The sequence below is a fragment of the Dactylosporangium sp. NPDC051485 genome (assembly GCF_040682015.1).
GTDB lineage: Bacteria > Actinomycetota > Actinomycetes > Mycobacteriales > Micromonosporaceae > Dactylosporangium.
This window is the reverse complement of sequence record NZ_JBFAZW010000046.1, coordinates 36003-47644: the sequence shown is the minus strand read 5'-3', so window position 1 is coordinate 47644 and position 11642 is coordinate 36003. Positions and strand designations below refer to the sequence as shown.

The following is an 11642-nucleotide window of genomic DNA, read 5'->3' as shown; positions in this document are numbered from 1 at the left end:
GATTCAGCCCGAGGAGAGCAACGTGGCATCTGAGAACGCGTCCGTCCGGTCCAACCGGGACTGGTGGCCGAACCAGCTGGACGTCTCCGTCCTGCACCAGAACCCGCCGAGCGGCGACCCGCAGGGCGCCGGCTTCAACTACGCCGAGGCGTTCCAGTCGCTCGACCTCGACGCGGTCAAGGCCGACATCACGGCCGTCATGACGACGTCGCAGGACTTCTGGCCGGCCGACTACGGCCACTACGGCCCGTTGTTCATCCGCATGGCGTGGCACAGCGCGGGCACCTACCGCATCACCGACGGCCGTGGCGGCGCCGGCGCGGGCCAGCAGCGCTTCGCCCCGCTCAACAGCTGGCCGGACAACGGCAACCTCGACAAGGCGCGCCGGGTCCTGTGGCCGGTCAAGAAGAAGTACGGCCGCCAGCTGTCCTGGGCCGACCTGCTGATCCTCGCCGGCAACGTCGCGCTGGAGGACATGGGCTTCCAGACCTTCGGCTTCGCCGGCGGCCGCGAGGACGTCTGGGCGCCGGAGGAGGTCAACTGGGGCGGCGAGGGGACCTGGCTGGGCGACACCCGCTACAGCGGCGACCGCAAGCTCGCCAACCCGCTCGCCGCGGTCCAGATGGGCCTCATCTACGTCAACCCCGAGGGCCCGAACGGCAACCCGGACGCGCTCGCCGCGGCCCGCGACATCCGCGAGACGTTCCGCCGCATGGCGATGAACGACGAGGAGACCGTCGCGCTCATCGCCGGCGGCCACACCTTCGGCAAGGCCCACGGCAATGGCCCGGCCGCCAAGGTCGGCGCGGAGCCCGAGGGCGCCCCGATCCAGCAGCAGGGCCTGGGCTGGAAGAACGCCCACGGCACCGGCAAGGGCTTCGACACCATCACCAGCGGCCTCGAGGGCGCCTGGACCCCCACCCCCACCACGTGGGACAACACCTTCTTCGAGACGCTGTTCAGCTTCGAGTGGCAGCAGACCAAGAGCCCGGCCGGGGCGACCCAGTGGACCCCGACCGACCCGGCGGCGGCCGACCTGGTGCCCGACGCGCACGACCCGGCCAAGCGGCACGCCCCGATGATGCTCACGACCGACCTCGCGCTGCGCGTCGACCCGGCCTACGAGGAGATCTCGCGCCGCTTCTACGAGAACCCGGACGAGTTCGCCCTCGCCTTCGCCAAGGCCTGGTTCAAGCTCACCCACCGCGACATGGGACCGGTCGCGCGGTACCTCGGCCCGCTCGTCCCGGCCGAGCCGCAGATCTGGCAGGACCCGATCCCGGCCGTCGACCACGAGCTCGTCGGGGCCGACGACGTGGCCGCCCTCAAGGCGAGCATCCTCGCGTCGGGCCTGAGCGTCGGCGAGCTGGTCGCCACCGCGTGGGCGTCGGCCTCGACGTTCCGCGGCACCGACAAGCGCGGCGGGGCCAACGGCGCCCGCATCCGCCTCGCCCCGCAGGCCGAGTGGGAGGTCAACGACCCGCCGCAGCTGCGCCGCGTGCTGGGCACCCTGGAGCGCATCCAGCAGGAGTTCAACGCCTCGGCCGGGGCCAAGCAGGTCTCCCTCGCCGACCTCATCGTCCTCGGCGGCGCCGCGGCGATCGAGCAGGCGGCCAAGGCGGCCGGCCACGACGTGACGGTGCCGTTCACGCCGGGCCGCGCCGACGCCGGCCAGGAGCAGACCGACGTCGAGTCGTTCGCGGTGCTGGAGCCGACCGCGGACGGTTTCCGCAACTACGTCGGCAAGGGCCAGACCCGCCCGACCGAGCAGCTGTTCATCGACAAGGCCCAGCTGCTCACGCTGAGCGCCCCCGAGCTGACCGTCCTCACCGGCGGCCTGCGCGTGCTCGGCGCCAACGCGGGCCAGTCGCAGCACGGCGTCTTCACCGGCCGGGTGGGCGAGCTGACCAACGACTTCTTCGTCAACCTCGTCGACTTCGGCGGCACCGTGTGGTCGCCGATCGGCGAGGACGAGGAACTGTTCGAGGGCCGCGACGCCGTCACCGGCGAGCTGAAGTGGACCGCCACCCGGGCGGACCTCATCTTCGGCTCCAACTCGGTCCTGCGCGCGCTCGCCGAGGTCTACGCGAGCGACGACGCCCAGGAGAAGTTCGTGGCCGACTTCGTCGCGGCCTGGACCAAGGTCACGGACCTGGACCGCTTCGACGTGCGTTGAGCCCCGACGGCGGCAGGCGTCCCGCAGGAATCTGCGGGGCGCCTGCCGCCTCGGCGGCTGCGGGGTCGTGACAGGACTCTCAGTGCCGCCACAGTCATCCAGGACGATGATGCGAAGCATGACGGGGGTGTTGGAACGTCCCGCCGCGCTCATGGTCGCGGTGTCCCGGCCCTGGTTCTGGCCGGTCTCCTGGGTGCCGGCCGGCGTATCTCGGCACCGTGCTTGCGGGACACGCGTGGTGGCCCGACGCCGCCACCGTGCCGCGGGCCGTGGTGGCGCTGCTCGCGCTCGGCCCGCTGATCTGGGGCGCCGTGCTGGCCCAGAACGACCTGCACGACCTGCCGAGCGACCGCGCCAACCCGCGCAAGGCGGACGCGCCCCTCGTCACCGGGGCGGTCTCGGCGACGAGGCTGCGGCGGTGGTACCGGGGGATCTCCCTCGCCGCCGTCGGCGCCGCGGTGTTCGTCGGCCCGCTGTTCGTGCTCGGCGTGCTCGGGGTGCTCGCGCTCGGCTGGGCCTACAGCGTGCCGCCGCTGCGGCTGAAGACCCGGCCCGGCTGGGACGTCACCGTGAACGCGGTGGTCGTCGGGGTGGTGTCGCCGGCGGCGGGCTGGGCCATCACCCGGCCGCCGTGGGAGTTCCCGTGGCCGTTCGGGCTGATCGGGCTGCTGTTCGCGGCCGCACTCTACGTGCCGACGACCGTCACCGACCTGGCCGCCGACCGCGGCGCCGGTGACACCACGCTCGCCGTGCGCTTCGGGCCGCGGTTCGCCCACCGCCTCGGCGTGGCGCTGTGGGCCGCGGCGCTGGCCTTCTCGATGCTGTGCGCGTGGCGGGGCGTGCTGGTGCCCCGTGCCACGCTCGGCCCGCAGCTGGTGATGGCGCCGGTGCTGCTGGCCGGCTACGCGGTGCTGACCCTCCGGCCGACCATCGCGAAGATGGCCGTCGTCTCGCTGCTGTTCGGGATCCCGACGATCGGCTTCGCCCTCGCCTACGTCGGCTGACCTATTTTAGGCTTGACTTATATAAGCGCGTGGTGACATTCTCGACCCGTGCACGCCTTCGACGTGCTCGGGGACCCGGTGCGGCGTCGCATCCTGGAGCTGCTCGCCGACGGCGAGCAGCCCGCGGGCGCGATCAGCGAGGTCGTCCGGGCTGAGTTCGGGATCTCCCAACCCGCGGTGTCGCAGCACCTCAAGGTGCTGCGGGAGGCCGGCTTCGCCGCGGTTCGCGCCGACGGCGCGCGGCGGCTCTACGCCGTCGACGCGGCGCCGCTGCAGGAGGTCGACGCCTGGCTGGAGCGCTTCCGCGGCTTCTGGACCCAGCGCCTCGACGCCCTGGCCACCGAGCTCGCCCGCGGCCGCCGCAAGCGGTCCGATCATTCCACTCCCGAGGAGGACCCGTGATCGACATTGTCAACCAGGTCAACGTCGTCCATCGCGAGCTCGGCGACGCGGCCGTCACCGGCGGCGCGGGGCGCTCGCTGCTGCTGCGGCGCACCTACGACGCCCCGGTGCCGGACGTGTGGAGCGCCTGCACCGAGGCGGACCGGATCGGGCGCTGGCTCGCCCCGGTCGAGGGCGACCTGCGCCTCGGCGGCACCTTCCAGCTCAAGGGCAACGCGGGCGGGCAGATCCTGCGCTGCGAGCCGCCGCAGCTGCTCAAGGTGACGTGGGGGATGGGCGAGGGCATGCCGAGCGAGGTCGAGCTGCGCCTGGCCCCGCACGGCGACGGCGGCACGCTCCTGGAGCTCGAGCACGCCGCACCGGCCGCGACCGTCGACGAGATGGTCAAGGCCTACGGCCCGGGCGGCACCATCGGCATCGGCGGCGGCTGGGACCTCGCGCTGCTCGGGCTGGACCTGTTCCTGCACGACGCCACCTTCGCCGCCGAGGCCTGGCAGGACGCCCCGGAGGTGCGCGAGTTCGCCGCCCGCAGCTGCGCCGCCTGGGGCGCCGTCGTCCAGGCCGCCTGGGGCACGTCAGACGAGGACCTCGCCGCCGCCGTCGCCTTCGCCACCCAGCATTTCGGGGGCGAAGCCTGACCCGCCTGCCCTTGCCGCGACGAACCTGGCAGGGAGCCCCAGGGCCTCCCGTTTCGCCCAGTCCGGCTCGATACGGCTTCGCTCTGATCGACCCAGACCAGGCGCTGACGGAAGCAACGGCCCCTGGTTGCACGGACCGGAGCCACATTGATTCTTGTGCACCGAATCTCCACAAGTGCGTGGAATGATTCGCGCCGTGGCGATTGCGTGGCGGGCAGGTCTGGCCGGGTTGCTCCTCGGCGTGGTGACGCTGCTGCTCGGCGACGTGCTGCCGGCCGGCTCGAGCCGGCTGGCCAACTCGGGCGCGGTCTGGGCGGTCGGCGCGTTCGCGGCCGGCGCCGTGTGCCGCGACGGCCGCTGGCGGGCCTGGCTCGCCGGCACCGCCGTGCTGGTCGGCGCGGTGCTCGGGTATTACGGCGCCCTGGTCGGGTTCGCGCATCACGCGGTCGACCGGGCGCACCTGCACGGGCCGGTGCAGTGGTCCGCGGTGGGGCTCCTCGGCGGTCCGGTCTTCGCGACCGCGGGGGCGTGGTGGCGCGACGAGCGGCGGCAGCGCCGGGTCCTGGGGCTCTGCCTGCTGGGCGGGGTCTTCCTGGCCGAGGGGGCGTACCTGCTGGTGAGCCACCGGCCGGTCGGCGAGGCGGTGATCGTGGCCGTCATCGGGGTGCTGGTTCCGCTCGCCATGGGCCGGGACGCCCGCGACCGGCTTTGCGGCGCGCTCGCGCTCGCCCCGGCCGCCGCGCTCGGGCTCGGCGGCTACCTCGTCCTGGACCTCGTCATGGACGTCGCCTTCACGCGGCACGGCAGCGGGTGAACCGCAGACGAATGGAAGCCGACGCAACGGGCCGATATCCGACGGCGGGCGCAGGGCGCCGGACGGCTCGGGAATGATGGGCCTATGACGCTGGAGCGCACGCGCGCCGAACGCCTCGGGGACCTCCTCACGGCCTGGGTCGACCGGCTGCCCCCGCGCCTGCGCCGCATCCTGCCGCGGGAGCTGGTCGGCTTCGCGCTGCTCGGCGCGTTCACGTTCGGCATCGACCTCGCGGTGCTGGCGATGCTGCGGCACTGGACGCACCTGCCGATGCCGGTCGCGGTGTCGATCGCCTACATCGGGGCGTTCGCCCTGAACTTCACGCTCAACCGGACCGTCAACTTCCGCTCGCACGCGCCCGTCGGCGGCCAGGTCGCCCGGTACGTCGTCGTGACCGTCGGTGACTACCTCATCACGGTCGGCGTCACCACCGGCCTGGCCGCGCTGGGGCTGGACTACCGCCTCGCGCGGGTCCTCGCCTCGGCGTTCGTGGCCGTGTTTACGTACACGGCGTCGCGCTGGTGGGTGTTCCGGGACCGCCCCGCCGCCCCGGCACCCGCCGCCGAGGAGCGCGAGGCGGTCGGCCGGGCCGTCTCCTGACGCCCGCGGCGCGCAGCCGTGCATCAGCAGCGCTTCGTGGACGTTTGTGCGCCTCACGACGCGAACAAGCCGACCTCGCAGACGGGTACCATCCCGCTCCAGGCATTCGCATACAATGATGCCTCAGTCGCTGCCACCCGGCACCACAGGGACATCGACACCACCAAGCTGGCCGGCCCTGACAGCCCCGTGCCCGGCCTCGGGGAGGACGCCATCATCACCGCCGTCAGGAACAGCCTCCCCGAGACCCTCGCCGGCCCGGCCAGATGACCCGGCGCCGCGCACTGCTGGTCACGGCCGGCCTGCTGGCCCTCCTGGCGCTGTGCGCGGGCGCCTCGGTCGTCACCGACCTGGTCCACTACGCGACGGGCAGGCGCGGCACGATCACGGTCCAGGCCTGCACCCAGGACAACGCGGCCCGCAAGCCCCGTTACGAGTGCACCGGCACCTTCGAGACTGCCGATCATGCGGTACGGCGCGACGCGGTCGCATTCGTCGAGACCTACGCCGAGGACCCGGGCGCCCAGGTCCCGGCCACCCTGAACGGCACCACGGTCAACGAGGTGAACCCCGCCGCGACCGCCACCGGGGTCGTCGTCACCCTGGCCTCCATCGCCGGCATCGCCGCCCTGCTCATCCTGCGCCGCCGGTTGCCGGCGCAATAGCCGACGGCCGGCCACCCTGCGGGTGACCGGCCGTTCGCAGCGCGCTTGTTCAGCTGGAGGCGATGCCCAGCCCGGCGGAGCCGCCGTGGAACTCGGTGCCCTGCGCGAACGCGGTGTCGAAGCGCTGCGAGAGGGCGTCGAGCTGACCGAACTCGGCCTGGTGCGCGTTCTCGCTGCCCTCGGCGGCGAAGACGTGGTCGTCGACGTTGGCGTCGTGGCTGTAGTTGGTGTACTCGTCGGCCTCGTAGTGCACCGCCGGCCCCTGGTCGAACGCGACGTGCGTGCCGTGCTGGAAGGCGGTCGACTCGTTCGCGTGGTGGTCGGCCTCGTACACGCCGAACTGGTTGTTGTAGTCGGCCTCGGAGCCGTGGGCCTGGTGCAGCTGGTCCAGCGCACCGTGCTCCTGGCCCTCCGAGTACTGACCGTAGTCCACGTCGCCGTGGCCGCCGTCGTAGCCCGCGTCGATGTCGCTCATCGTGGTTCCCCTTTATCCGGAAGGTCTGCGTCCTCGCTGTTGAGGAAAACGTTAGGCGTCCGCGGAGCCGCGCAAATCCCGGAATCGTGCCACCCGCCGCCGCACGGCCGCGTTGCGCCTGCGGGGTCCCGGCCCGCCGCGGCGACGTGGCCCAGCGCCAAGGTGGCCTCGACGGGCGCCCGACCGCCCGCCCGGAGGGTACGGTCGGCGCATGCGTGTGGTGTCGCTGCTGCCGTCGGCCACGGAGATCGTGTACGCGCTCGGGCTGGGGGACCGTCTCGTCGGGGTGACGTTCGAGTGCGACGAGCCGCCGGCCGCCCGCTCGGAGAAGACCGTGGTGGTCGGGGGCCGCGACACGAAGGGCATGGCGCCGGGGGAGATCGACGAGTACGTGCGGTCGCAGTTCGCGGCCGGGGCCGACCTGTACACGCTGCACGCCGGGGCCCTCGCCGCGCTCGCGCCGGACCTCATCCTGACCCAGGACCTGTGCCGCGTGTGCGCGCTGCCGTCCGGCCACGTCGAGGAGGCCCTCGAGCACCTCGGCTGCCGGGCCGGCGTGCTCTCCCTCGACCCGCACACGCTCGACGAGGTGCTGGCCACGATCGTCGCGGTGGGCGAGCGGGCCGACGTGCCCGACCGGGCGGCCACGGTCGTCGCGGCGTTGCGCGCCCGGCTCGCCGCCGTCGCCGCCCGGGTCGCCGGCCGGCCCCGCCCGCGGGTTCTCGTCGTGGAGTGGGTGGACCCGCCGTTCCGGGCCGGGCACTGGGTGCCGGACCTCGTCACGGCGGCGGGCGGCACCCCGGTCGCGGCCCGGCCGGGCGCCCCCTCGGTGCAGGCGGAGTGGGCCGAGCTGGCCGCCGCCGAGCCGGACCTGGTCGTGGTGTCCCCGTGCGGCTACCACCTCGACGGCGCCGCCGCCCAGGCCGAGACCGTCGCGCGGCACTTCCCCGGCCGCCAGGTCTGGGCCATCGATGCCGACGGCCTGGTCGTGCGGCCCGGCCCGCGTCTGGTCGACGGCGTGGAGGCCCTCGCCGCCGTCATCCACCCCGAGCCCGCCGCCCCGCCTGCCCCTGGCGCCGTGCGACAGATCGCGTGACCGCCCTGCCGGAGGCGTCCCGCCAGCGCCCGGAGCCCGGACCCGTCGCCTAGTACTCCAACGTCACTTCGTGGCTGGTAGCGGCGTGGCGTGGGGATGAAGACGGCCACTGCGGTGATCATCGATGGTTTGTGAAGACAACCGAGAATCCCGCGATGGCCGCAATCGTGCTGCGCTACCTGTGCGACCAGACGGACGACGAGATCGCCGCAGCGCTCGACTGCTCCACCGCCACGGTCCGCTCTCATCTGTCGCACGCGCGGTCGGCGCTGCGGCTGGCGACAGCCGAGGAGAAGAGGGCCTGACATGGAAGAATCTCAGCTGCGGGAAACACTCGCGCAGCATGACGCCGACCCGGACGCGGTCCTCAGGCTGCTGCGCACGAAGCGCCGCACCCGCAGCTGGCGGCGCATTGCCGTCTCGGCCGCGCTGATCGTGGCCGTCCTGCTGGTGCCGATCGGCTGGTTCGCCACGCGCGAGAAACCCCGTTCGCCGCACGACAATGCGCCGATGGCCGCCGCAGAGGCGTGCGTCCCCATGCCGCTGGGCGAGCGGATGCGGCAGGTGCTCGAGCTCGGGGCGTCGGTCGTCGTGGCCAACGGCAGGTTGACCGGGCGGATCGGCCCCGATGGCCCGTTTTACAGCGAAATGACGCTGACCGCCGTGCGTACCCTCGCCGGACCGAACATCCCAGATGGCACCACGGTGTGGATCGACACACCGCAGCTGCCGCCGCTGAAGGGCGACAATATCGCGCGGGGCAATCCGGGGCCGCTCTGGGGGCCGGACGGCGCCCTGTTCGGGTTCGTGTTTCCGCAGGCGGTGGTGAACTCTCCTCTCGGAGTGACGGTTATCCAGTCGCCGGTCGTGGACCACCAGGTGATCTTCGGCATCTCCGGCGGTTGCTGGGACGTCCGGCCGGCCGGCGGCACGCCGTTCCACGGCCCGCTGACGGAGATCCCCGGCAGCGGCACCTACGAACGCGCCGCCGAGGCTGGCTTCACCGCACTGCCCCTGACCACCGTGGAGCAGCTCCTCCACCTCCGGTGATATACGACGTATGAAACGTTGCACCGGGAGTTGTCCGCCGCCAGGTCAGGCGTGTTCGCCGAGCTCGACACGACTGCGTCAGGTCGGTGCTGCGCCGTATTGCCGACGCGTGGCTCGCCGCGTCGACACGTCTGCCGGTTCCCACGGCGGCGCCGCCGGCTGCTGGCCATGCGCTACTACGGCACGTTCACGCTTGACTGACGTAGGCTGCGGCAGCCCGGCGGCCAAGGGGCGCCCGCCGTTGCGCGGGCGGACGACCCGCTCCTCCACTGTGCCCGTGCAGACGAACATGTGGCCCTGCACGTCGCGGCGCTGCCCGATCTGTGCGCTCGTCCTCGACGTTCGGTGGTCAGCGAAGCTGTCACGGCAATCTGAGGCGGTCACCTTGCTCCAACTCACACGCGACGGCTGAAGTGACGTGGGAGTACTAGCCTGCCGTTGGTGCCGCGCAGAGGATTGCGTGATCGACGTGTCGGAGGGCTGCAGCGGCGCCCGGGACCGTGCGGAGAGTCGCGTGACCGCGTGCGCCCGGAGCCGCCGCCCCGCCGGCAGGCCGCCGACGCGGCGCGGAGGATGGCGTGACCTGTTCGACCTGGTGTGCGTGCCGATACCTGGGCCCCGGATGCGCCTGCTGCAGGCCGCCGGCCTGGCGGCCCCGCCCCGCTCGCCGCGCAGCCAAAGGTGCCCGAGCGGCGGGGGACAGCCGTAGATCGAGTGGTGGCCTATCGTGAGGCCATGGGCAAGCGCGTTGTCGTTGGTCTCGTGCTCGGCCTGCTCATCACGGGCCTCGGGGTGCTGGGGCTGGTAGCCCTCGTGCCGGGGGTGGGCACGCCCGGGCGGGTTACGACCACGGACTGCGGGACGCTGCCCAAGCACGGCCCGACCTGCTGGGGTGAGTTCACGCCCGACGGTGGCGGGACGGCGCGGGCGGTGCACATCGACGACGTGGACGAGGGCGGCGTGACCGTTCGCGCCAGGATGTACCCGTGGATGCCGGACCAGGCGTTCCGCACGTCGCAGAGCGTGCGCGCCCTCGCCGGGTCGATCCCCATGACGGCGATCGGCGGCACGTTGCTCGCCCTCACGATCGGCCGGCTCGTCCGCGACAGGCGACGCCGGGCACCGGTCGGGCCGGGCCGGTAACGGTTCAGGGGAGGATCGCCGCGGTCCGCGAGGGCTCCGCCGGCGAGGTGCCCGACGCCCTGCCCGCGCGCACGAGGACCAGCACGACGCCGCCGCGCTCGCGTGAGGGCCAGCACGACGCCGCCGGGCGCGCACCCGGGCCGGCCATGACGCCGCCGCGCGCGCACCAGGGCCAGCACGACGGTGTTGCGCTCGTGTCCGGGGAGTGGGCCGGGGCGGGTCAGGCAGGGGCCGGGGACGTGGCCAGGATGGTGACGGCCAGGGCGTGCTTGCAGGGGCCACGGTCGCCGCGGTGCTTGGCCCACCACGGGCAGGTGCAGGTCATGGAGCCGTCCGGGAGGCGGCGGACCCGGTACGTCTGATCCCCGCTGCGCACCGTCGCGGCGACCACCGGCGGGGCGTCGCCGGGCGGGTCGAAGGTGACGGCGCCGGACTCGGCCAGGGCGCGGGCGCCGACCAGGCGCGGGTTGTCGCGCTCGGCGCGGGTGGCGTCGTAGGGCAGGACCCGGTGGAAGTACCCGGCCTCGGCGACGTCGTAGCCCACCCGGCCGGCGGTGCCGAGCTGGGCCAGGGCGGCGCGGACCCGGTCCGGCGGGAGGGCGGCCGAGGCGGACAGGTCGGCGACGTCGATGGTGGGGTCCCAGGACAGCAGCGTGCCGATCGCGTCGGCGTCGTCGGTGACCTCGTCAGCGGCCAGGGAGGTCAGGGCGGCGCCCTCGCCGGAGAAGCCGCGGTGCGGCTCGGGGGAGAGGGTCAGGGTCAGGCGAAGGGCGCCCGTGTCCAGCTCCCAGGCGCTGGCCACGGCGGACGAGCCCGAGCGGACGGGCGGGCCATACACACGCAGGGCCGTGCCGTGCCGCAGCAGGCTCTTCAGGGCGGCCAGGCGGCCCGCCCCGGCCAGGCAGACGGCGCCCGGGACGGCCCGGGAGGTCAGGCGGAGCGTGCGGCCGGCGGGGACGGCCCACAGGACGGAGCGGTCGCCGGCGCCGGGCAGGCGGCGCAGGAAGGCGGCGGCCTCTGCGGGGTTGAGCTCGGCGCGCAGGTCGAAGGCGGCGGACAGGACGTGGACCTCGGCGAAGCCGCGCAGCCAGCGGGCCGGGAGGGGCACCTTCTTCTCCACGACCGTGCCGTCGAGGGTGGAGGCGGTGAGGTCGTCGGGGCCGACGGACAGGTGCAGCGGGTCGAGGCCGGCGATGCGGGCGAGGGACTCGCGCAGGGGCGGGTTGATGTCGACGTTGGTGGTGCCGTGGCCGAGGATCTCGCCGTCGAGGCCGGCGGGGAGGGCGTCGAGGCGGGCGTAGACGCCGCAGCAGGCGGAGAAGGACTCGAAGCGCAGCCGGTCGGCGCCGCCGGTGACGACCGGGTCGAGGAAGGCGGTCGGGCGGGGCTGGAAGTAGCGGGTGCGGGCGACGTCGGCCACCGCGAGCAGGCCCGCGGCGGCGGCCGGGGGCGTGGTCAGGAAACCGGAGAAGAACCGCGGGTTGGCCGCCGGGCCGCCGCAGGTCTGCAGGGCGACGCCTGCCGTGCCGGCGGTGGACGGGGCGAGGTAGCGGTACTCCTGGACGGCGCTCATGGGAGC

Annotated in this window: 12 protein-coding genes and 1 pseudogene; 11 read left to right on the top strand and 2 right to left on the bottom strand. The window is 73.6% G+C overall.

Annotation, left to right across the window (positions count from 1 at the left end; all coding sequences use genetic code 11):
* Window positions 1-22 precede the first annotated feature (22 nt).
* From katG to AB0M46_RS25370, 7 genes are all read left to right on the top strand, one after another.
* Entirely contained in the window at window positions 23-2176 is a 2154-nt protein-coding gene (gene katG, locus AB0M46_RS25400; protein ID WP_363339633.1) for a catalase/peroxidase HPI, read from the top strand.
* 218 nt (window positions 2177-2394) lie between these two features.
* Window positions 2395-3180 carry a UbiA prenyltransferase family protein gene (locus AB0M46_RS25395; protein ID WP_363339630.1) on the top strand — a complete coding sequence of 262 codons (786 nt, stop codon included), beginning with the start codon at window positions 2395-2397 and terminating at the stop codon, window positions 3178-3180.
* A 48-nt stretch (window positions 3181-3228) separates the two neighbouring features.
* A complete protein-coding gene (locus tag AB0M46_RS25390; RefSeq protein ID WP_363339628.1) occupies window positions 3229-3582 on the top strand; it encodes a metalloregulator ArsR/SmtB family transcription factor in 354 nt (117 codons plus the stop codon).
* Window positions 3579-4220, top strand: a complete 642-nt coding sequence (locus AB0M46_RS25385; protein ID WP_363339625.1) for an SRPBCC family protein — start codon at window positions 3579-3581, stop codon at window positions 4218-4220. The genes AB0M46_RS25390 and AB0M46_RS25385 overlap by 4 nt, the downstream gene beginning before the upstream one ends.
* 196 nt (window positions 4221-4416) lie before the next feature.
* The gene (locus AB0M46_RS25380; RefSeq protein ID WP_363339623.1) at window positions 4417-5034 is read left to right on the top strand and encodes a DUF6518 family protein; all 618 of its coding nucleotides are present in this window, start codon (window positions 4417-4419) and stop codon (window positions 5032-5034) included.
* 84 nt (window positions 5035-5118) lie between these two features.
* Window positions 5119-5634 (top strand): GtrA family protein, encoded by a 516-nt coding sequence (locus AB0M46_RS25375; protein WP_363339621.1) that lies wholly within the window; start codon window positions 5119-5121, stop codon window positions 5632-5634.
* Window positions 5635-5900: 266 nt separating this feature from the next.
* Window positions 5901-6299 carry a hypothetical protein gene (locus AB0M46_RS25370; protein ID WP_363339619.1) on the top strand — a complete coding sequence of 133 codons (399 nt, stop codon included), beginning with the start codon at window positions 5901-5903 and terminating at the stop codon, window positions 6297-6299.
* Between the two features lie 49 nt (window positions 6300-6348).
* On the opposite strand, the gene AB0M46_RS25365 is transcribed toward AB0M46_RS25370, so the two are convergent.
* A complete protein-coding gene (locus AB0M46_RS25365; protein WP_363339617.1) occupies window positions 6349-6774 on the bottom strand; it encodes a hypothetical protein in 426 nt (141 codons plus the stop codon).
* A gap of 211 nt (window positions 6775-6985) precedes the next feature.
* Between AB0M46_RS25365 and AB0M46_RS25360 the strand changes: the two genes are divergently transcribed.
* The 4 genes and pseudogenes from AB0M46_RS25360 (at window position 6986) to AB0M46_RS25345 (ending at window position 10063) form a co-directional block, all read left to right on the top strand.
* Complete coding sequence (locus AB0M46_RS25360) at window positions 6986-7870, top strand: ABC transporter substrate-binding protein (RefSeq protein WP_363339615.1); 885 nt, start codon at window positions 6986-6988, stop codon at window positions 7868-7870.
* A 158-nt stretch (window positions 7871-8028) separates the two neighbouring features.
* Window positions 8029-8175, top strand: a pseudogene (locus AB0M46_RS25355) (sigma factor-like helix-turn-helix DNA-binding protein); the annotation flags it as partial.
* A 1-nt stretch (window position 8176) separates the two neighbouring features.
* Entirely contained in the window at window positions 8177-8920 is a 744-nt protein-coding gene (locus tag AB0M46_RS25350) for a hypothetical protein (protein WP_363339613.1), read from the top strand.
* A gap of 735 nt (window positions 8921-9655) precedes the next feature.
* A complete protein-coding gene (locus AB0M46_RS25345; protein WP_363339611.1) occupies window positions 9656-10063 on the top strand; it encodes a hypothetical protein in 408 nt (135 codons plus the stop codon).
* A 220-nt stretch (window positions 10064-10283) separates the two neighbouring features.
* Here AB0M46_RS25345 and AB0M46_RS25340 read toward each other — a convergent pair whose 3' ends face one another.
* A complete protein-coding gene (locus AB0M46_RS25340) occupies window positions 10284-11636 on the bottom strand; it encodes an SWIM zinc finger family protein (RefSeq protein WP_363339609.1) in 1353 nt (450 codons plus the stop codon).
* Window positions 11637-11642: the final 6 nt, after the last annotated feature.